Source organism: Streptomyces sp. NPDC004134 (genome assembly GCF_042874195.1).
In the GTDB taxonomy this organism is placed as follows: domain Bacteria; phylum Actinomycetota; class Actinomycetes; order Streptomycetales; family Streptomycetaceae; genus Streptomyces.
In genome coordinates, this window is the sequence record NZ_JBIAMS010000001.1 from 569575 (window position 1) to 594642 (window position 25068).

The following is a 25068-nucleotide window of genomic DNA, read 5'->3' on the forward strand; positions in this document are numbered from 1 at the left end:
CCGCGCCGCCCCCGCCGAGGAGGCTGGAGGCACAAGCTCGACAGACCCGTCACCAGCGCTCCGGCAGAAGGACTTCCGACGATGGACAGCACCGCGTACGCACCCGAGGCCCGCCGCCCGCGGCTTCCCCTCGCCCTGCGCGCCCCCTTCGAGGCACGCACCTGGCGCGAGTTCCTCTACCACCTGCTCAGCCTGCCGGTGTCGATCGTGTTCTTCGTCTACACGATCACGATGCTGTCGCTCGGCCTCGGCCTGCTGATCACGTTCCTCGGCGTCCCCGTGCTCGCCGGGATGCTGGCCGGCTGCCGCGGCATGGGCTACTTCGAGCGGACCCGCGCCCGGATGCTGCTGGGCCTGGACATCGACGACCCGGAGCCGCTGCGCCGCCGGGCCTCCGGGTTCATGGGCTGGGTCGGCTCGCTGTTCCGCAGCGGCGAGTCGTGGCGGACGATGCTCTACGGGCTGCTGCACATGTTCTGGGCGGTGTGCTCCTTCAGCATCTCGGTGGCCGTGATGTTCTGGAGCTGGTCCATGGTCACGTACCCGCTGTGGCAGTGGGTCTTCCCGGCGCACTGGGGCCAGGACGGGCTCCAGGTGTACGGGAACGCCGACGGCGACGGCTGGTACCTGGACTCGCCGCTGGAGCAGCTCTTCGCGGTCGGCGTCGGCGCGGTGTTCCTGCTCGCCTCGCCGTGGGTGGTGCGCAGCCTGTCGTACGTGGACCGGGCGATGGTCATCGGGCTGCTGGGCCCGTCGAAGCTGGCGACCCGGGTGCAGGAGCTGGAGACGGACCGCGGGGTCGTGGTCGACACGGCGGCGGCGGACCTGCGGCGCATCGAGCGCGACCTGCACGACGGCGCGCAGGCCCGGCTCGTGGCCCTGGCGATGGACCTCGGCCTGGCGAAGGAGAAGCTGCTGGAGGACCCCGAGGCGGCGGCCGCGATGGTCGACGAGGCGCACGGCGAGGTGAAGCTCGCGCTCCAGGAGCTGCGCGACCTGGCCCGCGGCATCCACCCGGCGATCCTCACCGACCGGGGCCTGGGTCCGGCGCTGTCGGCCGTCGCCGCGCGCTGCACCGTGCCCGTCTCGGTGACGGTGGACCTGCTGGAGCGGCCGGCGCAGTCGATCGAGGGCATCGCGTACTACACGACCTCCGAGCTGCTGCAGAACATCAGCAAGCACAGCGGCGCGAGCCGGGCCATGGTCGACCTGTGGCGCGCGGAAGGCCGGCTGATGATCCAGGTGACGGACGACGGCAACGGCGGCGCGCGGCTGGACGCCGGCTCGGGGCTCGCGGGTCTTGCGGAGCGGCTGGGCTCGGTGGACGGGCTGCTGGTCGTCGACTCGCCGCCCGGCGGCCCGACGGTGGTCACGGCGGAGCTGCCCTGGCGGGCCTGAGCGCTTCTGCGGGGACGCGGCCCCGTCGGGCGTACGGGGACGGGGCGGGCCCGCGGGCCGGCCCCGTCCCCGTACGCCCGACGGCCCTCCGCACCCCCGCCCCGGAAGTCCCGCGCGACCCCACGCCGCCTCGCGCGCCCGCGCCCCGGCCCGCCGCCGGGGCCTCCCGCGCGCCCCGCACCACCGCCGTTCTCCACCCTTTACCTGCCGTTATCCCCCTCCGGCACCTCCCCCGCCGCGGAATCCTGGGATGCTGGAGGTCTACACATCTTCGTATGGGGGGCAGGCAACGGTGGAGGACAGCGTGCGGGTGGTCATCGCCGAGGATTCGGTGCTGCTCCGGGAGGGGCTCACCCGGCTGCTCACCGACCGGGGCCACGAGGTCGTCGCCGGGGTCGGCGACGGCGTGGCGCTGGTCAAGACGGTCGGGGACCTGGCCGCCGAGGGCAGCGCGCCGGACGTCGTCGTCGCCGACGTGCGGATGCCCCCGACCCACACCGACGAAGGGGTCCGCGCGGCTGTCCAACTGCGGCGCGAGCATCCGGACGTCGGCGTGCTGGTGCTCTCGCAGTACGTGGAGGAGCAGTACGCCACCGAGCTGATCGCCGGCTCCAGCCGCGGCGTCGGGTACCTGCTGAAGGACCGGGTGGCGGAGGTCCGCGAGTTCGTCGACGCCGTCGTGCGCGTCGCCGAGGGCGGCACGGCGCTCGATCCGGAGGTCGTCGCGCAGTTGCTGGGCCGCAGCCGCAAGCAGGACGTGCTGGCCGGGCTGACCCCGCGGGAGCGCGAGGTGCTGGGCCTGATGGCCGAGGGCCGGACGAACTCGGCCATCGCCGGGCAGCTCGTGGTGAGCGACGGCGCGGTGGAGAAGCACGTCAGCAACATCTTCATGAAGCTCGGCCTGGCGCCGAGTGAGGGAGATCACCGCCGGGTGCTCGCGGTCCTGACGTATCTCAACTCCTGACCGCCCCCCGCCCCGGCGGTGCGCCCCGGCCCCCGTTCCGGTGACAAGGGATTGTCACACCGGCGGATGGGGTCAAGAGGGGCATTAGATAGTGACAAAAAGGGATATAACCTGACGTCTCGCCACCGTCCAGTTTGCGGACGGGCTCAGGAAGGCATGCCTAACCCGCGTACGATGTTCACTGGGTCAGGCGGTCGGAATCCCGTTCCCGAGCGGCCGCCGCGAGGGAGGTCCACGAAGGTGACCAGCGAGGTCAACAGCAAAGAGGTCAAGCGTCTGGACCGGGTGATCATCCGGTTCGCCGGTGACTCCGGAGACGGGATGCAACTGACCGGCGACCGCTTCACCTCGGAGACCGCGTCGTTCGGCAACGACCTGTCGACGCTGCCGAACTTCCCCGCCGAGATCCGCGCCCCCGCAGGCACGCTGCCGGGGGTTTCCAGTTTCCAGGTGCACTTCGCCGACCACGACATCCTCACCCCGGGCGACGCCCCCAACGTGCTGGTGGCGATGAACCCGGCCGCCCTGAAGGCGAACATCGGGGACGTCCCGCGCGGCGCCGAGGTGATCGTCAACACCGACGAGTTCAACAAGCGCGCGATGGCCAAGGTGGGCTACGAGGCGAGCCCCCTGGAGGACGGCTCCCTCGACGGGTACAGCGTGCACGAGGTGCCGCTGACCACGCTCACGGTCGAGGCGCTGAAGGAGTTCGGGCTGTCCCGCAAGGACGCGGGCCGCTCCAAGAACATGTTCGCCCTCGGGCTGCTGAGCTGGATGTACCACCGGCCCACCGAGGGCACGATCGGGTTCCTGCGGGCCAAGTTCGCCAAGAAGCCGGACATCGCCGAGGCCAACATCGCCGCCTTCCGGGCGGGGTGGAACTTCGGCGAGACGACGGAGGACTTCGCCGTCTCGTACGAGGTCGCCCCGGCCCAGTCTGCGTTCCCCGCCGGCACCTACCGCTCGATCTCGGGGAACCTGGCGCTCGCGTACGGCCTGATCGCCGCGGGGCAGCAGGCGGACCTGCCGCTCTTCCTCGGCTCGTACCCGATCACGCCGGCCTCCGACATCCTGCACGAGCTGAGCCGGCACAAGAACTTCGGCGTGCGCACCTTCCAGGCCGAGGACGAGATCGCCGGCATCGGCGCCGCGCTCGGCGCGGCCTTCGGCGGCGCGCTGGGCGTGACGACCACCTCGGGCCCCGGTGTCGCACTGAAGGCCGAGACCGTGGGCCTGGCCGTGTCCCTCGAGCTGCCGCTGCTGATCGTGGACATCCAGCGCGGCGGCCCGTCGACCGGGCTGCCCACCAAGACCGAGCAGGCGGACCTGCTGCAGGCGATGTACGGGCGCAACGGCGAGGCACCGGTGCCGATCGTCGCGCCGGCCACGCCGTCGGACTGCTTCACGGCGGCCCTGGACGCGGCCCGGATCGCGCTGACGTACCGCACGCCGGTGATGCTGCTCTCCGACGGCTACCTCGCCAACGGCTCCGAGCCCTGGCGGATCCCGGAGGTCGACGACCTGCCGGACCTGCGGGTGCAGTTCGCCAGCAAGACGAACCACACCATGGCCGACGGCACCGAGGTCTTCTGGCCGTACAAGCGCGACCCGCAGACCCTCGCCCGCCCGTGGGCGATCCCCGGCACGCCGGGTCTGGAGCACCGCATCGGCGGGATCGAGAAGGAGGACGGCTCGGGCAACATCTCGTACTCGCCGTCCAACCACGACCTGATGGTGCGCACCCGCCAGGCGAAGGTCGACGGCATCGAGGTGCCCGACATCGAGGTCGACGACCCCGAGGGCAAGGCGCGCACGCTGGTGCTGGGCTGGGGCTCGACTTACGGGCCCATCACCGCGGCCGTACGCCGCGTGCGCCGCGCCGGCGACCACATCGCGCAGGCCCATCTGCGCTACCTCAACCCGTTCCCGGGCAACCTCGGCGAGGTGCTGACCGCGTACGACAAGGTCGTCGTGCCCGAGATGAACCTCGGCCAGCTCGCGACCCTGGTCCGGGCCAGGTACCTCGTGGACGCCTTCTCCTACAACCAGGTCAACGGCATGCCGTTCAAGGCCGAGCAGCTCGCCACCGCTCTCAAGGAGGCCATCGACAATGGCTGAGACGACCGCCGAGGGACCGGCGATCGACACCCTTTCGCTGATCCCCAAGGCCGAAGCCAAGCAGTCCATGAAGGACTTCAAGACGGACCAGGAAGTGCGCTGGTGCCCCGGCTGCGGCGACTACGCCGTCCTCGCCGCCGTCCAGGGGTTCATGCCGGAGCTGGGCCTGGCCAAGGAGAACATCGTCTTCGTCTCCGGCATCGGCTGCTCGTCCCGCTTCCCGTACTACATGAACACGTACGGGATGCACTCCATCCACGGCCGCGCCCCGGCCATCGCCACCGGCCTGGCCAGCACCCGGCGCGATCTGTCCGTCTGGGTCGTCACCGGCGACGGCGACGCGCTGTCCATCGGCGGCAACCACCTGATCCACGCGCTCCGCCGCAACGTCAACCTCAAGATCCTGCTCTTCAACAACCGGATCTACGGGCTGACCAAGGGGCAGTACTCGCCGACCTCCGAGGTCGGCAAGGTCACCAAGTCGACCCCGATGGGCTCGCTGGACGCGCCGTTCAACCCGGTCTCGCTGGCGCTCGGCGCGGAGGCGTCGTTCGTCGCCCGTACGGTCGACTCGGACCGCAAGCACCTCACCGAGACGCTGCGCGCGGCGGCGGCCCACCCGGGCACGGCGCTGATCGAGATCTACCAGAACTGCAACATCTTCAACGACGACGCCTTCGAGGTGCTGAAGGACCGCGAGCAGGCGCAGGAGGCGGTGATCCGGCTCCAGCACGGGCAGCCGATCCGCTTCGGCGCCGACGGCCACAAGGGCGTCGTGCGGAACCCGGCCACGGGCGACCTGGAGATCGTGGAGGTGACGCCGGAGAACGAGGCGGACGTCCTCGTCCACGACGCCCACGCCGCCACCCCGACGACGGCGTTCGCGCTTTCCCGGCTGGCCGACCCGAACACCCTGCACCACACCCCGATCGGCATCCTGAGGGACGTGAACCGGAAGGTGTACGACACGGAGATGGCGGAGCAGCTCGACGACGCGGTGCAGCAGAAGGGCAAGGGCGACCTCGCCGGGCTGCTCGCGGGCGGCGACACCTGGACGGTGCTCGGCTGAGCCGAGTGCCGACCCCGGACTGACGGTCCTGCGACCGCCGGTCCCCCGCTGATACGACCCGGGCCCGGGCCTGAGCACCTCAGGCCCGGGCTTCGTCGTACCCCTCACGCGCCGCGGTCACCGCGGGCACGCTGTCGTTCGCCCAGATCGCCAGGGGCCGTACCCGCAGAGCCGCCTCCTCGCCGAGCGGCGTCAGCGAGTACTCCACGTGCGGCGGGATGACGGGCTTCGCCTCGCGCAGCACGAGGCCGTCGCGCTCCAGCGTCTGCAGGGTCTGGGCGAGCATCTTCTCGCTCACCCCGCCGATCCGCCGCCGCAGCGCGCTGAACCGCATCGTGCCGTCCAGCAGCGCGAGCAGCACCAGCACGCCCCAGCGGCTGACGACGTGCTCCATGATGTTCCGGGCGGGGCAGTCGGCCGTGATCAGGTCCGGAAAGTCCCGCAGCCGGGGCGCCGCATCTCCCTCTGCCTGCATGCTTACCTCCACACCAGTACCTTACGTGAAAGTGGGTACTTTCTCTTCGTAAGTGTGCAGCCTACGGTGGCTGACATGAAGATCACCGTCACCGGAGCCACCGGGCACCTCGGCCGCCACGTCATCGCCGCACTGCTGGAGCAGATGCCCGCGGAGCGGGTGGCCGCCGTCGTACGCAGCAGGGAGAAGGCCGCGGACCTCGCGGCGCTCGGGGTGGAGGTGCGGGTCGCCGACTACGACGAGCCGGCCACGCTGGCGGACGCCTTCCGCGCGGGCGAGCGGGTGCTGTTCGTCTCGGGCAACGCGGTCGGGCGGCGGGTGCCGCAGCACCGGTCCGTGGTCGACGCCGCCGCGGCGGCGCGGGTGGGGCTGCTCGCGTACACCGGCATATTGGGCGGGCCGAAGGCGGACTTCCTGCTGGCGGACGAGCACAAGGCGACCGAGCAGATCATCCTCGACTCCGGACTGCCGTACGCCTTCCTGCGCAACGGCTGGTACCACGAGGTCCACACCGACCAGCTCGCCGCCGTCCTCGAAAGCGGCGCCGTGCTCGGCAGCGCGGGCGCCGGCCGGATCGCCGCCGCCGCCCGCGCCGACTACGCCGCCGCGGCCGCCGCGGTGCTGACCGGCGAGGGGCACGAGGGCCGGGCGTACGAGCTGAGCGGCGACACGGCGTGGAGCCTGCCGGAGTACGCGGCGGAGGTCGCCCGGCAGTCCGGCACCCAGGTCGGCTACCGCGACCTGCCGCCCGCCGAGCACCGCCGGGTCCTGCTCGGCGCCGGGCTGCCGAAGGCGATGGCCGACGTGCTCGTCGACGTCGACGCGGCCGTCTCCCGCGGGCTGCTGGCCGGCACGTCCGGCGAACTGTCCCGGCTCATCGGCCGGCCGACGACGCCGCTGGCGGACGCGGTCGCGGCGGGGCTCGCGGCGGGGCTCGCGGCGGGGCTTGCGGGAGGCTCCGCGGCTCGGTGACCGTAAGGACCCAAATACTGATACAGATATGACAATGGGCTCTCCCGCCCGCTACCGTCGGCACGGCGCCCGCCGTGCGGGCAGCGGAACGGGAGGGCGGCCGTGGGGTCATCAGGTGAAGCACCGGATCGCGCGGCGAGCGAGGCCCGGCTCGGGCTCCTCTACGGCTTCGCCGCGTACGGCAGTTGGGGCGTCATCCCGCTCTTCTGGCCGCTGCTGGAACCCGCGAGTCCGGCGGAGATCCTGGCCAACCGGATGGTGTGGTCGCTGGTCGCCTGCATCCTGCTCCTGCTGGTGCTGCGCCGCTGGTCCTGGATCCGGCCGCTGCTGCGCGAGCCGCGGCGGCTGGCGCTGGTCGCGGGGGCGGCGGCGACGATCACCGTCAACTGGTTCGTCTACATCTGGGCCGTCAACTCGGGCCACGTCGTCGAGGCGGCCCTCGGCTACTTCATCAACCCCCTCGTGAGCATCGCCTTCGGCGTGCTGCTGCTGCGGGAGCGGCTGCGCGGGCTGCAGTGGATCGCGGTCGGGGTGGGCACGGCGGCTGTCGTCGTGCTGACGGTGGGCTACGGCCGGCTGCCGTGGATCGCACTGGTGCTGGCCTTCTCGTTCGGGACGTACGGGCTGATCAAGAAGCGGATCGGACTGGAGGGCATCGAGTCCTTCGCGGCCGAGACGGCGGTGCAGTTCCTGCCCGCGCTGGTGTTCATGGTGATCCTGGGCGCCCGCGGCGACTCGACGTTCCACACCGAGGGCGTCGGCCACGCGCTGCTCCTCGCGAGCTGCGGCGTGATCACCGCGTTCCCCCTGATCTGCTTCGGCGCGGCGGCCGTCCGGCTGCCGCTGTCGACGATCGGCCTGATGCAGTACCTGGCGCCGACGCTGCAGTTCGTGCTGGGGGTCCTGTACTTCCGCGAGTCGATGCCGGCGGAGCGCTGGGCGGGCTTCCTGCTGGTCTGGCTGGCGCTTGCCCTGCTCACGTACGACGCGCTGCGCACCGCCCGCCGCGGCCGGCTGGAGCTGCGCCGGGCGGAGGCGGAGGCGAGGGCGGCGGCCGCGGGCGGCGAGGCGGCCGCGACCGGGGAGACGAAGGCGGCTGCGGGGGGCGTGCCGGAAGCGGCGAACCCGGGCCGGGCCGGCTGAGGCACCGACTGAGACACCGGCCGAGGCAGCGGCCTGCGGGCGGCGTACGTGACGGCGGCGGGACGCCGGCCGGAACGGCGCACGTAAGGTGCGGGGATGGGGCGTGAGCGGGTGGACATGTCGGAGTTGCGGGCGCAGGTGGTGACCGCGGGGGTCATGGGTGCCCTCGCGGGGGCAGCCCTCGCCGGGGGTCGGGGAGCGCGTACGGCGGTCAAGGGGGCGGCCGCCGGGGCGGCCGGGCTCGGGGTCGCCGAGGCGGTCGCCCGGATACGGCAGCGGCCGGGCGAGATCCCGGCACTGTGGCAGCGCATCGCCGCGAGCGGCGCCCTGGCCGCCGGCGCGGGGTGGGCGGGCGCCCGGCTGACGGGCGCGGGCCCGGTGGCAATGGGCACGGTCGCGGGTGCGACGGCGGGTGCGCTGGGCATACGGCCGCACAAGGTCGCCCTGGGCCCGGTGGTGGGCGCGGCGGTCGGCGGCGCGTACGCGCTGCGCGGCGGCGCGGGTGCCCTTGCCTCCCCTCCGCGGCGGCCCCGCGGGACCCGTACGAGCGGGAAGGCCCGCCCGGCCGCGCCCGTCTCCGCGCCCCGCCTCCGGCCCGCGCTCATCCCCGGCCCCGCGCCGGCGGGTTCGTATCCCCTGCGCCGCCGCGGCCGCCCCCATCCCGGCCGGCCCGGGGTCGTCGCCGCGCGGGGTGCCGCCGTGGCGGCGGGGGCCGTGGTGGCGTTCCGGGTGGTCTCCGCGCTGGTGTTCCGGGAGGCGCAGGTCAGCCTCGTCGCCGAGGAGGCCGCCACCGAGGACCTGCCGTTCGTCGTGCCGCTCGAAGCGCGGTCCGCGTACGTCGGCACCTCCTACGTGCGCGACCTCGCCGGCGTCCTCGGCGGTACGTACACCGCCGACGCCCCCGACGTCGGCATCGTCGAGTCGCTCGACGCCCTCGCGGGACCCGGCTTCGACCCCGCGGAAGTGAACCCGCGGGTACGGGAGTTCTACGAGCACACCGCCCGCTTCACCCTCGACATCGAACCCCGCTGGCGCCTCTGGGTCCGTCCCGGCTACCTCCTCTACCGCGCCCTCGTCGCCCAGCCCCTGGGCCAGGCCAACGTGCCGATGAACCAGCGCGAGGTGCAGCGCGGCATGCGCAGCCGCATCGACACCATCACCCCAGCACCGGACAGGGCGGCCGCCGGGGAGACCGCGATCCGCGGCTGGATCCGCTCCTTCGCCGACACCGAAGAACCCATCTACGTCGGCATCTACACCACGTACCGGCACGGCGGCCGCGGCTACGTCAGCGTCGGATTCCCGCTCCCCCACGCCAGCTTCACCGCCACCCTCCTCCCCCGCGCCCGCCCCGGCGGCGGCCTGACGCTCACCAGCCACGCGGCGGACGAGGCGGGTGCCGGCGGCACCGACCACCCCGGCCACTACCTGACGTACATCGACCCCGAGACGCGCGAGCTGACCACCCTCGGCGTGCACAGCTTCGCCGAGCGGCTCGACGTCCACGTCGGCGGCGACGGCCGGCTCCGCGCCGAACACGCCTTCTCGGTCTTCGGCATCCCGTTCCTCGTCCTGCACTACCGAATGGACCGCAAGGCATGACGCACGACGACTGGACCCCCGTCACCACCGGCGAGTCCGGTGCCACCGTCCTCCGCAGCCCGGACGGCACCCGCTACGCCAAGCACGTACCCGCGGCGGACCCCGCCGGGGCCGCCGCACTCGCGGAGGAGCGCGACCGCGTCGCCTGGCTGGCCGGCCAGGGCGTGCCGGGACCCCGCGTCCTCGACTGGCGCTCCGACGGCACCGGCGCCCGCCTGGTCACCGCCGCCGTCCCGGGCATCTCCGCCGACCAGTTGCCGCCCGAGGACCTGCGGGCCTGCTGGAGCCGCATCGCGGAGGCGGTACGCGCCCTGCACGCGCTCCCCGCCGCCGGCTGCCCGTACCGCAGGGACCTGGACGACGTGATCGCCACCGCCCGCGACGTCGTCGCCCGCGGCGCCGTCCAGCCCGACTTCCTGCCCGAGGAGCAACAGCACACCCCGCCCGCGGAGTTGCTGGCCCGCCTCGAACCCCAGCTCGCCCGGCGCCGGAAGCAGGCCGCCGACGACACCGTCGTCTGCCACGGCGACCTCACCCTGCCGAACATCGTCCTCGACCCCGGGACCCTGGACGTGTCGGGCTTCGTCGACCTGGGCCGCCTCGGACTCGCCGACCGCCACAGCGACCTGGCCCTGCTCCTGGCCAACTCCCGCGAAACCTGGCCGGACGAGGCCCAGGCCCGCGCCCAGGACGCCGCCTTCGCCGAGCACTACGGCACGGCCCCCGACCCCGACCGCCTCCGCTTCTACCTCCACCTCGACCCCCTCACCTGGGGCTGACCGCTGGGGCCGACCGCCGCGGCAGCCGGCAAGGGCCCCTCCGTCCGCGCGGCCCGCGGAGGTCCGGACGGTGGCCGCCCCGCCCGCGGGTCGCTGCCGGTCACGGTGCGGGTCGGTCGTCCGCAGCCGCGTCCTGGGCTTCGGCGCCGTCCGGTATCCGGTAGCCCGCGCGGGCGACGGTGAGGATCACGTCGGGCGGGCCGAGCTTGCGGCGCAGGCGGGCCACCGTGACCGGGACCGTCTTGGTGAACGGGTCGGTGTTCTCGTCCCAGACCTGTTCCAGCAACTGCTCGGCGCTGAGGGGCGTCGGGGCCGCTGCCAGCAGAGCGGCCAGCACCTCGAACTCCTTGGGTGAGAGACGCAGGGGACGGCCCAGCCGTAGCGCGGTCCGCAGTACGGGGTCGAGTTCGATGCCCGCCGCCCGCAGGATCCGCGGCTTGGCGGACGGCCGGCGGCGGGCCAGCGACCGGATACGCAGGATGAGTTCGGGAAAGTGGAAGGGTTTGGGGAGGTAGTCGTCGGCGCCGAGCGTCAGGCCCGTGACGCGGTCTCCGGGCGAGCCCGCGGCGGTGAGCATGAGGATCATCGCCGGCTCCGGTGCGGCCGTGATCTGCCGGGTCAGCACGTCACCGTGCAGCCCCGGCAGGTCGCGGTCCAGGACGACGACGTCGTAGCCGGTGGCGGCCGCCTTCTCGGCGCCGGTCAGGCCGTCGTACGCGACGTCGACGGCCATGCCCTGGTCCCGTAGCCCCTCGGCGATGTCGTCGGCGAGGCGGCGCACGTCCTCCACGACCAGGATCCTCACAGTTCCACCTCCGCGCGCAGCCCGCCTGCCGCCCGGGCATGCAGGGTGAGTGTGCCGTGGTGCGCCGTCGCGATGGCCGAAACGATCGACAGACCCAGGCCCGTGCCGGGGCGGGACGTCCGGTCACCGCCAAGGCGCAGGAACGGCTGGCCGAGCAGGGCCACCGAGGCCGGTTCCAGGGGCTCGCCGCCGCTCTCGACGGTGAGCCGGGCCCGGGGGCCGCCGCCCGGCTCCGGCGGAAGCAGCGCCGTCGTGATCCGGAGCCAGCCCTCGGGTTCGTTGTGCGTGACCGCGTTGTCGACGAGGTTCTCGACGAGACTCGTCAGCAGCATCGCGTTCCCCTGCACCGTGACGGGGGCGAGCCGTAGCTCCACGGTGAGTCCGCCGGCGGCGATCGCGGCGGCACGGGCGGCCAACGCCGTCTCGGCGACCGCCGGCAACTCGACGGCCGAGGCCCCGGCGCGGCCGTTGTTCTGCGCCCGGGCCAGCAGAAGCAGCCCCTCCAGCAGCCGGTCGGCGGCGTCCAGACCCTCGTGGAGTTTGCCGGCGAGCACCGTGACCTCCCCGGCAGGCTGCGGCTTGCCGAGGGCGACGTCGACCGAGGTGCGCATCATCGTGAGGGGGGTGCGCAGTTCGTGCGAAGCGTTCGCGACGAATCGTCGCTGCGCCTCGAAGGCCAGCTCCAGCCGGGACAGCAGACCGTTGATCGTGTGCGCGAGTTCGGTGAGCTCGTCCCGGGGCCCGGCGGGGGCGAGCCGTTCATGGAGGTTCCGCTCGGAGATGTGCCGGGTCTTCGCGGCCATCGCACGCAACGGGCCGAGCACCCGCCCGGCGACGACCCAGCCGAGTGCGGCGGACAGGACGGCCATTCCGGCGAGTACCGCCAGGGACTGGGCGAAGACGGCGCGGACGGTGTGGGCGGTCGGGGCGACCAGTACATCCGCGCTCTTCACATTCGTCCCCGGGGGAAGGCCGGGCAGCGGCCCGGCGGCATCGACCGCGTCGGGTGCCGTCACCGAGGGCGGGTCCGGGGCGAAGGTCACGAGGACCGGCTGACGGAACACCACCAGCCATGCCAGGGCCACCAGCACGATACCGGAAACGAGGAAGAGCGAGGCGTACAGGATCGTCAGGCGCATGCGTATCGTGCGCGGACGCCACGTGATCGGCACTCCCTGCGCACCTCCCCCGTCGTACGGCCGTGTTGCCCGGCCCAGTATCGGCGTGCGGCGTCAACAACCCGATAACAGGTGCCGTAGAGCCGCTGTTGCCGCCCGGCGCGTAGACCTGTCGCGAACGGACCACCGGACCCGGAAAGAGGAGAAGACCATGGGTCAAGGGAAGCGAATGGGGGCGCTGGCGGCGGCGGCCGGGATCTGCCTCGGTCTGGCCGGCGCCGGCCCGGGAACCGCCGCCGGAGCCGCGGCGCCGGCGGTGAACTGGCGGCCCTGCCCCGAGTATTCCGACTCGGTGCTCGACTACCTGCGTATCCGGAAGGAGGACCGCGGGAAGTTCCGCGACCTGTGGGCACGGACCGAATGCGGAACCGTCGACGTGCCGTTGGACTACCGGCGCCCCGACGGCGAGCACATCACCGTCGCGCTCACCCGCCTCAAGGCCAGGGACCAGGGGCACCGCCTCGGCAGCCTGGCCACGAACCCCGGCGGCCCCGGGGGCAGCGGCTATCTGATGCCGGCCATGCTGAGCCTCGACAGCCCGACCGTGGCGGAGCTGGGCGACCGCTACGACCTCATCGGCTTCGACCCGCGCGGAATCGGCTACAGCACGTCCTGGGACTGCCCGCAGACCGGACCTGGCGGCCCGACGGTTCCGGACACGCAACCGCTGACGAAGGCCGAAGTCAGGCAGGTGTACGACGAGGAAGCCGAGCGCAACGCGGCCTGTTCGTCCGCCAGTCCCCCGTTCCTCTCCGGGCTGACCACCGCGAACGCCGCGCGGGATCTCGACCTCATCCGCCGTGCGCTCGGGGAGCGGCGGATGAGCTACTACGGGGCCTCGTGGGGGACGCAACTCGGCGCCGTCTACCGCAGCATGTTCCCGGCGACGATCGGCCGCATGTGGCTGGACAGCGTGGTCTCGCCGCGTGCGTACGACCTCGCCTACCGGTTCGACGACGCGGCGAAGACCCAGGAGCGGCTCTTCGACCTGTTCGCGCAGTGGCTGGCGGAGCGGGACGGCACGTACGGCCTCGGCACGACCGCAGCGGACGTCCGGGCGAAGGTGCTGGCGATGCGGGAGGCGGCGGACGCGGACCCCTGGCGCTTCACCGACGTCGACGGGGCGCTGGGCGGCGGCTTCATCGCGTTCCTGGCCTCGGCGACCAACTTCGACTATCCGCAGGCGGCCGGCATCCTGCGCGTCCTGACGACGGCGGTGAACGGCGGTCCCGCACCCCAGGCGGTCAAGGACGTGATCGGCGGCCCGGACGGCGCCCCGCCCGAGCCGCCGGCGGGTGCGCCCGTGGACTTCGACAGCACGGCGAGCAGGGCCTACCTGTGCAACGAGGACACCAGCTCGCGGGAGTTCGAGCCGCTGTGGCACGAGTACCGGCGCAACCTCGACCGCAACCCGATCACCGGCCAGATGACGGCACTCCGCCCGACCTGCGCGGGCTGGACGCTCCCGGTGCAGCGGTTCCCGCTGCGGTGGAGCAGCGGCTCGCTGCAGTTGTCCGGGCACTCGTACGAAACGGCGACCCCGTTTGCGTGGGCCCGTCAGATGCAGGACCGCATCGGCGGAAACCTGCTGACGGTCGAGGACTTCGCACACGCCTCGGTGCCGTTCGCACCGGAGTGCGCGGCACGCCTCGTCGCGTACTTCGAGACGGGCAGCCCGGACGACGGCACCTGCCCGGGCATCCAGCCCAAGGACGACCGCTCCGCCGCTTTCGCCGCCCCGCCGCCGGCCCTGACCTTCGTGCCGTAACCCGGGGCGGGCGGCCTGTCGCCCGCCCCGGGGTCTTCTCCGCGGCGCCGTGGTCCGGCGGCGCGGAGGAGGCACCGGGGCGCGTCAGGCCGGCGCGCCCGCCCTGATCAGGCGGACGTGTGCCTCCTGGAGTCCCTCCGGAAGGGCGTCCGGGCTGAACCAGTCCGCCGCGAGGATCTCGAAGTCGTCGAGCTTCAGGGTGCCGCCCACGTGCAGCGCCTCGTACGCGATCTCGGCGCGCAGCCGGTAGCCGCTGGTCACCTGGACCAGGCGGCCGGGCACGACGTCGAGGCCGGTCTCCTCCCTGACCTCGCGGACGACCGTCTGCGCGAACTCCTCGCCCTTGACCGCGAAGCCGGTCGGCAGGCCCCAGGGCCGGGAGTCGGGCCACATGCGGTGCTTGAGCAGCAGCACCTGGCCCCGCTCGTTCCGCACCACACCCGTCACGCCGATCATGAACTTGGCCTGGGTGAGCCAGAGGATCCGCCACTGCAGGGGACCGCGCAGGAGCTTCCAGGCCCGGGCGACGACACGCTTCATGTGTCGCATCTTGTCAGGAGTGGTCCGCTTCGCGCCGGGCTCTGAGGGTGCGGACCTTGTGGCGGTTGCCGCAGCGCTCCATGGAGCACCAGCGGCGGCGGCCCGGGCGGGAGGTGTCGGCGAAGAGGAGGTAGCAGCGCTCGCCCGCGCACTCGCGGATGCGGTGCGCGTACGGGCCGGAGAAGAGGTCCACCGCGTCGCGCGCGACCGTCGCCAGGAGCCGGGCCGTCGTCGCAGGTCCCGGGGCCCAGGACGGGGTGCCGTCGGGGGTGAGGCGGGGGGCGAGCGGGGGTTGGGCGGCGGCGGCGTTGAGGACGGCGAGGTCCGCGGCGGGGAGGGGTTCGGCGTGCGCGCGGGCCTGGGTGAGGCGGAACAGGGCGTCGCGCAGGTGGCGTACGGCCGGTACGTCGTCGTCGGTGACCGACAGCTCCGGCACCGGGCGCAGCCTGCTCGCCGCCGTCCACGCCACGACGTCCGCGGGGGTGTGCAGCACCTCGTACCGCGCGAAGGGACCCGGGCCGCCGGTCGTCAGCAACTCCAGGCTCAGCGCGCCCGGATCGAAGCGGAAGACCTGGCCGTCCGGGGGTCGCATCTCGACGCCCGGGGCGCGGGCGCTTGCCTCGTCCACCATGTAACCAGTATAACCGGTACATGGTTCCCACGCACTGGAAGCTCGTCATCGACGCCACCGACCCGCACGCCCAGGCCGACTTCTGGGCCGCCGCCCTCGGCTACGAGGTGGAGGACAACAGCCCGCTCATCGAGCAGCTCCTCACCGCGGGCGCCGTCCCCGAGGACGTGCTGACCCGCCACCACGACCGCCGCGCCTGGCGCACCGCCGCCGCCGTCCGGCACCCCGACGACCCGTACGACCCCACCTCCGGCACCGGGCTCGGCCGCCGGCTGCTCTTCAACCAGGTCCCCGAGCCCAAGCCCGCCCACAAGAACCGCCTGCACCTCGACCTCCACCCCGAGTCCGGGCGGCGCGAGGAGGAGACGGCCCGGCTCGCGGAGCTGGGGGCCGCAGTCGTCCGGCACGTCAAGGAACAGGGCGGCGAGTGGACCGTGATGACGGACCCGGAGGGGAACGAGTTCTGTGTGCACTGACGGGAGCGCACGCGCACGCAAAGGCCGCCGCGTGCCGGGGAGGCGCGCGGCGGCCTTGCGGTGCGGTACTGCGGTCAGCCCGCGGCGGCCGCCAGGGCCTCCGGGGTGACGGCGCCGACGTAGACCTTGTCGTCCGTGATCAGCACGTTGACGAGCCTGCTCTCGAAGACCCGGCCCGCGTCCGTCTTGTCGGTGAAGAAGTCGAGGGCGGCCCCGACCCCGTCCTCGCTCAGCGTGCCGCCGGGCAGCGAGATCTCGGCGATCGAGCCCCAGCCCTCGCCGTGGACCTTCACGTCCTCCAGGCCGCCGGCCTTGCCGCCCCCGGCCCGGTCGCCACCGGTCCAGTCGCCGCCGAAGCCGCCGAAGCCCTCGCCGAAGTCACCGCCGTGGCCCTCGCCGAAGCCCTCGTCGAGCCCCTTCTCGGTCACGTCGGCACCCGCGGGCGGCTTGAACAGGTCCGCGGCCGGCTTGTTGAAGTCGACCTTCGTGAAGCCGGCGTCCAGGACCGCCTTGCCGTCGTCCGCCGTGAGCGCCACCCGCAGCGGCACGCCGTTGTCGGCGTCCACCGCGATCGTGACGTCCCGGACCGTCGACTCGTCCTGCTTCGGCGTCAGCCGCAGCTCGTACGCGTCCTGCCCGGCCACCTGCGCCGTGCCGGCGACGTCCACGTCCGTCGTCTCGTCCGCGGCCTTCAGCAGCCGCTCCGCCAGCTCCTGCGGGGTGGCGTCCTTCAGGTCCTTCGGCAGGCCCAGGTCGTGCTCCCCGGCGTCCTTCTTCCCCGCGTCCTTCGGCAGCGTGGAGTGGGACACCTCGTCGGAGGCGCCGCCGAACGTCCACACGTCCTGGCCGTTGCGCACCACGGTCTGATCGCCGTCGGAGCCCTTGAGCGTGACCCGCTGCTTCTCCGGGCCGTCGGCCGCGACCTGCAGCTTGGTGTCGCCGGCGAGCAGCCGGGAGAGGTCCGCGCCTTCGCCACCGCCGCCGCCGAACGGTATGGAGGGCAGGCCCAGGTCGGTGCTGACCTTCACCGTGCCGTCGACCGACTCGACCTCCGACGCCAGCACCTTGGCGATCAGTTCCTCGGCCGTCACGTCGTCCTTGCTCGGTCCTTCGTCCTGCGCCAGCGCGGGGACCAGGCCGATGGTGGCGGCGGCAAGCCCCGCGATACCCAGGGGCACCCCGTACCGCACCGCCTTTCTGCGCCGGGCCGCGGCGAGGTCCGCGGCGCGGTCCTCTGCCTCGTCGGCGGGTCGCTCCGGTGGGATCAGTGCCATGGGAAGTACCTCCGTCTCCGCGAGGGTCCGCGGAAAGTCATTCGCTGCGTCACGGCTTCCCCTCCATCACAACAAACCGGACGGCCCCTGGCGTCAGCCCCTGGGTGCAGCTTCGATTACTCCTGTCGTATGACGGCATCCGCCCTGGGAGGGGGGATCACCCTGACTCCTTCTACGGGTCGTCCGCTCGGGGACCGCGGCCGGCACCGCTACCCCGCCCGGTCCACCACCGCGTCGCACAGCCCCTCCAGGGCCGTCCGCGCCGGGCACGCCGGCAGCGCCGTGAGGATCGCCCGGGCCTCCGCCGCGTACCGCACGGTGTCCCGCCTGGCCTGCTCCACCGCCGGGTGGACCCGCAGCCGGGCCAGGGCCTCCGCGTGCCGCGAGTCGTCCGTCAGGTCGTCGGCGAGCAGCGCCGCCAGCTCCAGGTCCGCCGGCTCGCGGTGGCGCTGGGCGGCGGCGCGCAGGTGCAGCACCGGCAGCGTCGCGACGCCCTCGCGCAGGTCGGTGCCGGGGGTCTTCCCCGACTCGGTGCCGTCGCTGGTGATGTCGAGCAGGTCGTCCGCAAGCTGGAAGGCGATGCCGATGCGCTCGCCGTACTGCGTCAGCACCTCCACCACCGACTCGTCGGCGCCCGCGGTCAGCGCGCCGAAGCGGCCGGAGACGGCGATGAGCGAGCCGGTCTTGCCGGCGAGCACGTCCAGGTAGTGGTCGACCGGGTCGCGGCCCTCGGTCGGTCCCGCGGTCTCCAGGATCTGCCCGGTGACCAGCCGCTCGAACGCCTGGGCCTGGATACGGACCATCTCGGGGCCCAGGTCGGCCAGTAGCCGCGAGGCGCGCGCGAAGAGGAAGTCACCGGTGAGGACGGCGACGGAGTTGGCCCAGCGGCTGTTGGCGCTGGGGACGCCGCGGCGTACGGCGGCCTCGTCCATCACGTCGTCGTGGTAGAGGGTGGCCAGGTGCGTCAGCTCGACGACGACGCCGGAGGGCGCGACGCCCGGCGCGTGCGGATCGCCGAACTGCGCGGCGAGCATGACAAGCAGGGGGCGGAATCTCTTGCCGCCCGCGCGGACGAGATGCCGCGCGGCCTCGGTGATGAACGGCACATCGCTCTTCGTAGCCTCCAGGAGCCCCTCTTCGACGGCCGCCAGTCCGGCGTCGACATCGGCTTCCAAGGCGCGGTCCTGAACGCTGAGCCCCAAGGGCGCGACCACGGTCACGAGGGCTCCTCCTGTCTGCAGACGTTCATGTGGAACAGATTGTCGATGTGTCGTTAGCAACCACCATGCACCACGTTCGCAGCGTATCCGGTCACGCGACGATCACGTCGGGCGGCTTCCCCTAGGCCGACCTGGGGGTCGTAACCTGAGGTCCCCAGCCCGCCGACCACGATGAGGCAGGACCCCGCGATGTCCGAGCACAGCCCGCTCGACGTGCCCGAAGGCGATCCCTTCGGGCCGCACAACCTTCCGTACGGTGTCTTCTCCGCGCCCGACGGCACGAACCCCCGAGTGGGCGTGCGCTACGGCGATTACGTCCTGGACACCGCCGCCGTCGCGGCGGCCCTCGGCTCCCCGCACGCGGCGCTGCTCGCCGCCAGGACGCTGGCGCCGCTGATGGCCGCGGGCCGGCCGGTGTGGCAGGCGGTACGGGCCGAGGTGACCGGCTGGCTGACCGGCCCGGCGCACCGCGCCGCCGTCGAGCCGCACCTGCACGAGGTGGACCGCGTCGCGCTGCACATGCCCTTCGAGGTCGGCGACTACGTCGACTTCTACTCCAGCGAGCACCACGCCGCCAACGTCGGCCGCATCTTCCGCCCCGGCGAGGAGCCCCTGACGCCCAACTGGAAGCACCTGCCCATCGGCTACCACGGCAGGTCCGGCACGATCGTCCCCACCGGCACCCCCGTCGTACGCCCCGCGGGCCAGCGCAAACGCGCCGCCGACGACCCCGCGCCCGAACCGGCTTCTCCCGCCCGGCCCGGCCCTGTGTTCGGACCCAGCATCCGCCTCGACATCGAAGCCGAAGTCGGCTTCGTCATCGGCGTACCGTCGCGGATGGGCACGCCCGTGCCCCGTACCGCCTTCCGCGACCACGTCTTCGGCGTCTGCCTGGTCAACGACTGGTCCGCGCGCGACGTCCAGCCGTGGGAGCAGCGCCCCCTCGGCCCCCACCAGGCCAAGTCCTTCGCCACGTCCATCGGCACCTGGATCACCCCCCTCGACGCCCTCGAAGCCGCCCGCGTCGCCCCGCCGGAGCGCACGCACCCGCTGCTGCCGTACCTCGACGACACCGGCCCCGGCGCCCCAGGCGACGGCTACGACGTGCGACTCGAGGTACGGATCAACGGCGAGACGGTCTCCCGCCCGCCGTTCGCCTCCATGTACTGGACCGCGGCGCAGCAGTTGGCCCACATGACCGTCAACGGCGCCTCCGTACGCACCGGCGACCTCTACGCCTCCGGCACCGTCAGCGGTCCTGAACCCGGTCAGGTGGGCTCGCTGCTGGAGCTGACGAAGGGCAAGGGCCCGTGGCTGGAGGACGGGGACACCGTCGCCATCGACGGCTGGGCCCCGGGACCGGACGGCGTGCGGATCGCCCTCGGCGGCGTCCACGGCCAGGTCAAGCCGGCCGGCTGGACCCCGCCGGAGCACTAGAGCCGAGCGGGGTCCGGGGGCGGCGCCCCCGGACCCCGCCGCTCAGCGGACGAACACCCCCGCGTTCCCTGCCAGATCCAGGAAGTACTGCGGCGCCACGCCCAGCACCAGCGTCGCGGCCAGGCCGACGGCGATGGCGGTGACGGTGAAGGCGCTCGGGACGGTCACCGCGGGACCCTCGGGACGCGGCTCGCTGAAGAACATCAGCACGATGACGCGGACGTAGAAGAACGCGGCGATGGCCGAGGCGATGACGCCGACGACGACCAGCGGCGTCGCGCCGCCCTCCGCCGCCGCCTTGAACACCGCGAACTTCCCGGCGAAGCCGCTGGTCAGCGGGATACCCGCCATCGCCAGCAGGAACACCGCGAAGACCGCCGCGACCAGCGGCGAACGCCGGCCGAGACCCGCCCACTTGGACAGGTGCGTCGCCTCGCCGCCCGCGTCCCGCACCAGCGTGACGACGGCGAACGCGCCGAGCGTCACGAAGGCGTACGCGGCCAGGTAGAACAGCACCGAGGAGATGCCCTCCTCGTTGGCCGCGGTGACACCCGCGAGGATGAACCCCGCGTGCGCGATCGACGAGTACGCCAGCAGCCGCTTCACGTCGGTCTGGGTGATCGCGAGGATCGCGCCGATGACCATCGTGAGGATCGCGACGCCCCACATCACCGGCCGCCAGTCCCACTTCATGCCCGGCAGCACGACGTACAGCAGCCGCAGCAGCGCGCCGAACGCGGCGACCTTGGTGGCCGCGGCCATGAAGCCGGTGACGGGGGTGGGGGCGCCCTGGTAGACGTCCGGGGTCCACATGTGGAACGGCACGGCGCCGACCTTGAAGAGCAGGCCGAGCAGCACCATCGCGCCGCCGATGAGCAGCAGTGCGTCGTTGCCCATGGTGTCGGCGAGCGCCGGGGTCATCTTCTGCGGGTTGCCCGCGACGACGTCGGCGATCTCGGCGTAGCGCACGCTGCCCGCGTAGCCGTAGAGCAGCGCGACGCCGAAGAGCAGGAACGCCGACGAGAAGGCGCCCAGCAGGAAGTACTTCACCGCCGCCTCCTGCGACATCAGCCGCTTGCGGCGGGCGACGGCGCAGAGCAGGTACAGCGGCAGGGAGAAGACCTCCAGCGCGATGAAGAGCGTCAGCAGGTCGTTCGCGGCCGGGAAGATCAGCATGCCGCCGGTCGCGAAGAGCAGCAGCGGGAACACCTCGGTGGTGGTGAACCCGGCCTTCACCGCGGCCTGTTCCGCCTTGCCGCCGGGTACGGCGGCGGCCTCGGCGGCGAAGGAGTCGACCCGGTTGCCGTGCGCGACCGGGTCCAGCCGGCGCTCGGCGAAGGTGAACACCCCGAGCACGCCGACCAGCAGGATGACGCCCTGGAGGAACAGCGCCGGGCCGTCGACGGCCAGCGCGCCCATCGCGGCGGTCTGCGCCTCGTCCGTGCCCTTGCCGGTGGCGGCCAGGGCGATGACGGCGCCGAACGCGCCGGCCATCGCGAGCGTCGCGAGCCCGACCTGGACGGCGTACCGGTGCCGCCGGGGCAGGAACGCCTCGATGGCGATGCCCAGCACGGCCGCGCCGATGACGATCAGCGTGGGCGCCAGCAGGTCGTACTCGATGTGCGGTGCCTTGATCTTGTCGACACCGTCCTGTGCCATCCACAGGCTGTGGACACCCCTAGTCATGCGTGGCCTCCACAGGCTTCACGTCGGGCTCCGGGTCGGACTTCTGCACGTCGGACATGGTGTGCTCGACGGCCGGGTTGACGATCTCGGTGAGCGGCTTCGGGTACACGCCGAGGCCGATGAGCAGCGCGATCAGCGGCGCGACCACCAGCACCTCGCGCACCCGCAGGTCGGGCAGCTTCGCGACCTTCTCGGTGACAGGACCCGTCATCGTCCGCTGGTACAGCACGAGGACGTAGATCGCGGCCAGCACGATGCCCACGGTGGCGATGATGCCGATCGCCGGGTAGCGGCTGAACGTGCCCACCAGCACCAGGAACTCGCTGACGAACGGCGCGAGCCCCGGCAGCGACAGCGTCGCCATGCCGCCGATCAGGAAGGTGCCGGCCAGCACCGGCGCCACCTTCTGCACGCCGCCGTAGTCGGCGATGAGCCGCGAGCCGCGGCGGCTGATGAGGAACCCGGCCACCAGCATCAGCACGGCGGTGGAGATGCCGTGGTTGACCATGTACAGCGTCGCCCCGGTCTGGCCCTGGCTGGTCATCACGAAGATGCCCAGCACGATGAAGCCGAAGTGGGAGATCGAGGCGTACGCGATCAGCCGCTTGATGTCCCGCTGCCCGATCGCGAGCAGCGCGCCGTACAGGATGCTCACCAGCGCGAGCACCAGCACCACCGGCGTCGCCCAGTCGCTCGCCTCGGGGAAGAGCCCGAGGCAGAAGCGGAGCATGGCGAACGTGCCGACCTTGTCGACCACCGCGGTGATGAGCACGGCGACCGGCGGGGTGGACTCGCCCATCGCGTTGGGCAGCCAGGTGTGCAGCGGCCACAGCGGCGCCTTCACGGCGAAGGCGAAGAAGAAGCCGAGGAAGAGCAGCCGCTCGGTGTTCGTCGAGATGTCCAGGTCGCCGTTGGCGCGCGCCTGGAGGATCTCCTGGAGCGAGAACGTGCCCGAGCCGAGCTGGTCGTTGGTGACGACGAAGAGGCCGATGACCGCGGCCAGCATGATCAGGCCGCCGGCCAGGTTGTACAGCAGGAACTTCACGGCCGCGTACGAACGCTGCCGCGCCGCCTCTTCCTCGCCGTGTTCGTGCGCCTTGTCCCCGAAGCCACCGATGAGGAAGTACATCGGGATGAGCATGGCTTCGAAGAAGATGTAGAAGAGGAAGACGTCCGTGGCCAGGAAACTGACGATCACCATCGCCTCGACGGCCAGGATCAGCGCGAAGAAGCCCTGGGTGGGACGCCACCGGGACGACTTCCCCGCGGCGGAGCCGCTTTCGGATGCAGTGACCGGGTCCGCGTCGTGCCAGCCCGCGAGGATGACGAACGGGATCAGCAGCGCGGTCAGCGCCACCAGCACGACGGCGATGCCGTCGACCCCCAGCTCGTACCTCACCCCGAAGTCGGCGATCCACGCCCGCGACTCGGTGAGCTGGAAGCGGTCACCGTCCGGGTCGTACCGGACCGCGATCACCGCGGCCAGCACCAGCGTCGCCAGTGACACGCCCAGCGCGAGCCACTTGGCCAGCTCGCGCTTGGCCGCGGGCACCGCGGCGGTGGCGATCGCGCCCACGGCCGGGACCGCCGCGGTGATCGTCAGCAGCGGGAAGGAAGAATCAGCCATGGGTTCAGACCGCCCTCATCAGCAGGGTGGCGGCGATGAGGACCACCGCGCCCCCGAACATCGAGACCGCGTAGCTGCGGACGTAGCCGTTCTGGACCCGCCGCGTCCGGGCGGAGAGCCCGCCGAACGCCGCCGCGGTTCCGTTGACGATGCCGTCGACCAGCTTGTGATCCAGGTAGACCAGGCCGCGGGTCAGGTACTCGCCTGGCTTGACCAGCGCCACGTGGTTGAAGTCGTCCTGCAGCAGGTCGCGCCGGGCGGCGCGGGTGAGCAGGGAGCCGCGCGGTGCGGCGGCGGGGACCGGGCGGCGGCCGTACTGCAGCCAGGCCACCGCGACACCGAGGACCATGCAGGTGACGGTGGCGCCGGTGACGATGCCGACGCTCAGGCCGTCCGGCAGGTGCCCGTGCTCGAAGCCGGTGACCGGCTCCAGCCAGTGCACGAACCGCTCGCCGACGTCGAAGAACGCGCCCGCGCCGACCGAGCCGATCGCCAGCACGATCATCGGGATCGTCATCGTCTTCGGCGACTCGTGCGGGTGCGGCTCGTTGCCGTTCGCGTCCGGCTCCCAGCGCTTCTCGCCGAAGAACGTCATGAGCATCACGCGCGTCATGTAGTACGCGGTGAGCGCCGCGCCCAGCAGCGCCGCGCCGCCCAGGATCCAGCCCTGCGTACCGCCCTTGGCGAACGCCGCCTCGATGATGAGGTCCTTGGAGAAGAAGCCCGACAGGCCCGGGAATCCGATTATGGCCAGATAGCCGAGGCCGAACGTGATGAACGTGACCGGCATGTACTTCCTGAGGCCGCCGTACTTGCGCATGTCGACCTCGTCGTTCATGCCGTGCATGACGGAGCCCGCGCCGAGGAAGAGCCCGGCCTTGAAGAAGCCGTGGGTCACCAGGTGCATGATCGCGAACGCGTAGCCGATCGGGCCGAGCCCGGCAGCCAGGATCATGTAGCCGATCTGCGACATGGTCGAGCCGGCCAGCGCCTTCTTGATGTCGTCCTTCGCGCAACCGACGATCGCACCGAAGAGGAGCGTGACCGCACCGACGATCGTGACGACGAGCTGCGCGTCGGGCGCCGCGTCGAAGATCGCGCCGGAGCGGACGATCAGGTAGACGCCCGCGGTCACCATCGTGGCGGCGTGGATCAGCGCGGAGACCGGCGTGGGGCCCTCCATCGCGTCGCCCAGCCAGGACTGCAGCGGCACCTGGGCCGACTTGCCGCACGCCGCGAGCAGCAGCATCAGCCCGATCGCCGTCAGCTTGCCCTCGCTGGTCTCGCCGACCGAGTTCATCACCGGCTCGAACGCGAAGGTGCCGAAGGTGACGAACATCAGCATGATCGCGATGGACAGGCCGACATCGCCGACGCGGTTGACGATGAACGCCTTCTTCGCCGCCGTCGCCGCGCTCGGCTTGTGCTGCCAGAAGCCGATCAGCAGGTACGAGGCGAGGCCGACGCCCTCCCAGCCGACGTACAGCAGCAGGAAGTTGTCCGCGAGGACCAGCAGCAGCATCGCCGCGAGGAAGAGGTTCAGATAGCCGAAGAACCGGCGGCGGCGCTCGTCGTGCTCCATGTAGCCCACGGAGTACAGGTGGATGAGCGAACCGACGCCGGTGATCAGCAGCACGAACGTCATCGAGAGCTGGTCGAGCTGGAACGCCGCTTCGGCCTGGAACCCCTCGACCGGAATCCAGGTGAAGAGGTGGCTGTGCAGCGCCCGCTCCTCGCCGTCCTTGCCGAGCATGTCGGCGAAGAGGACGAGGCCGAGGACGAAGGAGGTGAAGGACAGGCCCGTACCGAGCCAGTGGCCCGTACGATCCAGCCTCCGCCCGCCGCAGAGCAGCACCGCCGCGCCGAGCAGCGGCGCCGCGACGAGCAATCCGATGAGTGACTCCAC

General features: G+C 72.3%; 21 protein-coding genes. 11 read left to right on the forward strand and 10 right to left on the reverse strand.

Annotated features, from left to right (window positions below):
* The first annotated feature begins 81 nt into the window (after nucleotides 1-81).
* From ACFYVJ_RS02615 to ACFYVJ_RS02630, 4 genes are all read left to right on the forward strand, one after another.
* Entirely contained in the window at nucleotides 82-1398 is a 1317-nt protein-coding gene (locus tag ACFYVJ_RS02615; RefSeq protein WP_388885825.1) for a sensor histidine kinase, read from the forward strand.
* A gap of 304 nt (nucleotides 1399-1702) precedes the next feature.
* The gene (locus tag ACFYVJ_RS02620) at nucleotides 1703-2362 is read left to right on the forward strand and encodes a response regulator transcription factor (protein ID WP_047020276.1); all 660 of its coding nucleotides are present in this window, start codon (nucleotides 1703-1705) and stop codon (nucleotides 2360-2362) included.
* A gap of 240 nt (nucleotides 2363-2602) precedes the next feature.
* Complete coding sequence (locus tag ACFYVJ_RS02625) at nucleotides 2603-4480, forward strand: 2-oxoacid:acceptor oxidoreductase subunit alpha (protein WP_388885828.1); 1878 nt, start codon at nucleotides 2603-2605, stop codon at nucleotides 4478-4480.
* Nucleotides 4473-5549, forward strand: a complete 1077-nt coding sequence (locus tag ACFYVJ_RS02630) for a 2-oxoacid:ferredoxin oxidoreductase subunit beta (protein WP_388885831.1) — start codon at nucleotides 4473-4475, stop codon at nucleotides 5547-5549. Before ACFYVJ_RS02625 ends, ACFYVJ_RS02630 begins: the two co-directional genes overlap by 8 nt.
* Before the next feature lie 79 nt (nucleotides 5550-5628).
* Here ACFYVJ_RS02630 and ACFYVJ_RS02635 read toward each other — a convergent pair whose 3' ends face one another.
* Nucleotides 5629-6024, reverse strand: a complete 396-nt coding sequence (locus ACFYVJ_RS02635; RefSeq protein ID WP_388885833.1) for a winged helix-turn-helix transcriptional regulator — start codon at nucleotides 6022-6024, stop codon at nucleotides 5629-5631.
* 75 nt (nucleotides 6025-6099) lie between these two features.
* Here ACFYVJ_RS02635 and ACFYVJ_RS02640 point away from each other — a divergent pair, with 75 nt between their 5' ends.
* The 4 genes from ACFYVJ_RS02640 to ACFYVJ_RS02655 all read left to right on the forward strand — a co-directional run bounded on the left by ACFYVJ_RS02640 (nucleotide 6100) and on the right by ACFYVJ_RS02655 (nucleotide 10520).
* Nucleotides 6100-6996 (forward strand): NAD(P)H-binding protein, encoded by an 897-nt coding sequence (locus tag ACFYVJ_RS02640; protein WP_388885836.1) that lies wholly within the window; start codon nucleotides 6100-6102, stop codon nucleotides 6994-6996.
* A 102-nt stretch (nucleotides 6997-7098) separates the two neighbouring features.
* Nucleotides 7099-8139 (forward strand): EamA family transporter RarD, encoded by a 1041-nt coding sequence (rarD, locus tag ACFYVJ_RS02645; RefSeq protein ID WP_388885838.1) that lies wholly within the window; start codon nucleotides 7099-7101, stop codon nucleotides 8137-8139.
* Nucleotides 8140-8235: 96 nt separating this feature from the next.
* Nucleotides 8236-9741, forward strand: a complete 1506-nt coding sequence (locus ACFYVJ_RS02650; RefSeq protein ID WP_388885840.1) for a hypothetical protein — start codon at nucleotides 8236-8238, stop codon at nucleotides 9739-9741.
* Complete coding sequence (locus tag ACFYVJ_RS02655) at nucleotides 9738-10520, forward strand: APH(3'') family aminoglycoside O-phosphotransferase (RefSeq protein ID WP_388885843.1); 783 nt, start codon at nucleotides 9738-9740, stop codon at nucleotides 10518-10520. Before ACFYVJ_RS02650 ends, ACFYVJ_RS02655 begins: the two co-directional genes overlap by 4 nt.
* A 100-nt stretch (nucleotides 10521-10620) precedes the next feature.
* On the opposite strand, the gene ACFYVJ_RS02660 is transcribed toward ACFYVJ_RS02655, so the two are convergent.
* Together ACFYVJ_RS02660 and ACFYVJ_RS02665 are read right to left on the reverse strand one after the other, a co-directional pair.
* Entirely contained in the window at nucleotides 10621-11325 is a 705-nt protein-coding gene (locus ACFYVJ_RS02660) for a response regulator transcription factor (RefSeq protein ID WP_388885846.1), read from the reverse strand.
* Nucleotides 11322-12464: a sensor histidine kinase gene (locus ACFYVJ_RS02665; RefSeq protein ID WP_388885849.1), complete on the reverse strand. Its 1143-nt coding sequence runs from the start codon at nucleotides 12462-12464 to the stop codon at nucleotides 11322-11324. The genes ACFYVJ_RS02660 and ACFYVJ_RS02665 overlap by 4 nt, the downstream gene beginning before the upstream one ends.
* Nucleotides 12465-12654: 190 nt before the next feature.
* On the opposite strand from ACFYVJ_RS02665, the gene ACFYVJ_RS02670 reads away from it, so the two are divergent.
* Entirely contained in the window at nucleotides 12655-14271 is a 1617-nt protein-coding gene (locus ACFYVJ_RS02670; protein WP_388885851.1) for an alpha/beta fold hydrolase, read from the forward strand.
* 84 nt (nucleotides 14272-14355) lie between these two features.
* Here the strand turns inward: ACFYVJ_RS02670 and ACFYVJ_RS02675 are convergent, their stop codons facing one another.
* Together ACFYVJ_RS02675 and ACFYVJ_RS02680 are read right to left on the reverse strand one after the other, a co-directional pair.
* Entirely contained in the window at nucleotides 14356-14811 is a 456-nt protein-coding gene (locus tag ACFYVJ_RS02675) for an NUDIX domain-containing protein (protein ID WP_388885854.1), read from the reverse strand.
* A 13-nt stretch (nucleotides 14812-14824) separates the two neighbouring features.
* On the reverse strand, nucleotides 14825-15442 hold the full coding sequence (locus ACFYVJ_RS02680; RefSeq protein WP_388885856.1) for a CGNR zinc finger domain-containing protein: 618 nt from the start codon (nucleotides 15440-15442) through the stop codon (nucleotides 14825-14827).
* Between the two features lie 20 nt (nucleotides 15443-15462).
* On the opposite strand from ACFYVJ_RS02680, the gene ACFYVJ_RS02685 reads away from it, so the two are divergent.
* Nucleotides 15463-15918 (forward strand): VOC family protein, encoded by a 456-nt coding sequence (locus tag ACFYVJ_RS02685; RefSeq protein WP_388885858.1) that lies wholly within the window; start codon nucleotides 15463-15465, stop codon nucleotides 15916-15918.
* Nucleotides 15919-15992: 74 nt separating this feature from the next.
* Here the strand turns inward: ACFYVJ_RS02685 and ACFYVJ_RS02690 are convergent, their stop codons facing one another.
* On the reverse strand, nucleotides 15993-17192 hold the full coding sequence (locus ACFYVJ_RS02690) for an outer membrane lipoprotein carrier protein LolA (protein WP_388885861.1): 1200 nt from the start codon (nucleotides 17190-17192) through the stop codon (nucleotides 15993-15995).
* Nucleotides 17193-17401: 209 nt separating this feature from the next.
* A complete protein-coding gene (locus ACFYVJ_RS02695; protein ID WP_101422419.1) occupies nucleotides 17402-18412 on the reverse strand; it encodes a polyprenyl synthetase family protein in 1011 nt (336 codons plus the stop codon).
* Between the two features lie 189 nt (nucleotides 18413-18601).
* On the opposite strand from ACFYVJ_RS02695, the gene ACFYVJ_RS02700 reads away from it, so the two are divergent.
* Nucleotides 18602-19849 (forward strand): fumarylacetoacetate hydrolase family protein, encoded by a 1248-nt coding sequence (locus ACFYVJ_RS02700; RefSeq protein WP_388885866.1) that lies wholly within the window; start codon nucleotides 18602-18604, stop codon nucleotides 19847-19849.
* A 42-nt stretch (nucleotides 19850-19891) separates the two neighbouring features.
* Here the strand turns inward: ACFYVJ_RS02700 and nuoN are convergent, their stop codons facing one another.
* From nuoN to nuoL, 3 genes are read right to left on the reverse strand one after another with little or no spacing between them, the layout of a single operon-like run.
* Nucleotides 19892-21535 carry an NADH-quinone oxidoreductase subunit NuoN gene (nuoN, locus tag ACFYVJ_RS02705; RefSeq protein ID WP_388885869.1) on the reverse strand — a complete coding sequence of 548 codons (1644 nt, stop codon included), beginning with the start codon at nucleotides 21533-21535 and terminating at the stop codon, nucleotides 19892-19894.
* Complete coding sequence (locus ACFYVJ_RS02710) at nucleotides 21528-23162, reverse strand: NADH-quinone oxidoreductase subunit M (RefSeq protein WP_388885871.1); 1635 nt, start codon at nucleotides 23160-23162, stop codon at nucleotides 21528-21530. The genes nuoN and ACFYVJ_RS02710 overlap by 8 nt, the downstream gene beginning before the upstream one ends.
* Before the next feature lie 4 nt (nucleotides 23163-23166).
* Entirely contained in the window at nucleotides 23167-25068 is a 1902-nt protein-coding gene (nuoL, locus tag ACFYVJ_RS02715) for an NADH-quinone oxidoreductase subunit L (RefSeq protein ID WP_388885873.1), read from the reverse strand.

Bases quoted from the DNA above. Each gene is read 5' to 3' on its own strand.
- ACFYVJ_RS02675 (WP_388885854.1), bottom strand. From the start codon at position 14,811: ATGAAGCGTGTCGTCGCCCGGGCCTGGAAGCTCCTGCGCGGTCCCCTG.
- ACFYVJ_RS02690 (WP_388885861.1), bottom strand. From the start codon at position 17,192: ATGGCACTGATCCCACCGGAGCGACCCGCCGACGAGGCAGAGGACCGC.
- ACFYVJ_RS02635 (WP_388885833.1), bottom strand. From the start codon at position 6,024: ATGCAGGCAGAGGGAGATGCGGCGCCCCGGCTGCGGGACTTTCCGGAC.
- ACFYVJ_RS02655 (WP_388885843.1), top strand. From the start codon at position 9,738: ATGACGCACGACGACTGGACCCCCGTCACCACCGGCGAGTCCGGTGCC.
- ACFYVJ_RS02680 (WP_388885856.1), bottom strand. From the start codon at position 15,442: ATGGTGGACGAGGCAAGCGCCCGCGCCCCGGGCGTCGAGATGCGACCC.
- ACFYVJ_RS02615 (WP_388885825.1), top strand. From the start codon at position 82: ATGGACAGCACCGCGTACGCACCCGAGGCCCGCCGCCCGCGGCTTCCC.
- ACFYVJ_RS02670 (WP_388885851.1), top strand. From the start codon at position 12,655: ATGGGTCAAGGGAAGCGAATGGGGGCGCTGGCGGCGGCGGCCGGGATC.
- ACFYVJ_RS02665 (WP_388885849.1), bottom strand. From the start codon at position 12,464: ATGCGCCTGACGATCCTGTACGCCTCGCTCTTCCTCGTTTCCGGTATC.
- ACFYVJ_RS02650 (WP_388885840.1), top strand. From the start codon at position 8,236: ATGGGGCGTGAGCGGGTGGACATGTCGGAGTTGCGGGCGCAGGTGGTG.
- ACFYVJ_RS02630 (WP_388885831.1), top strand. From the start codon at position 4,473: ATGGCTGAGACGACCGCCGAGGGACCGGCGATCGACACCCTTTCGCTG.
- ACFYVJ_RS02710 (WP_388885871.1), bottom strand. From the start codon at position 23,162: ATGGCTGATTCTTCCTTCCCGCTGCTGACGATCACCGCGGCGGTCCCG.
- nuoN (WP_388885869.1), bottom strand. From the start codon at position 21,535: ATGACTAGGGGTGTCCACAGCCTGTGGATGGCACAGGACGGTGTCGAC.
- ACFYVJ_RS02685 (WP_388885858.1), top strand. From the start codon at position 15,463: ATGGTTCCCACGCACTGGAAGCTCGTCATCGACGCCACCGACCCGCAC.
- ACFYVJ_RS02700 (WP_388885866.1), top strand. From the start codon at position 18,602: ATGTCCGAGCACAGCCCGCTCGACGTGCCCGAAGGCGATCCCTTCGGG.
- ACFYVJ_RS02640 (WP_388885836.1), top strand. From the start codon at position 6,100: ATGAAGATCACCGTCACCGGAGCCACCGGGCACCTCGGCCGCCACGTC.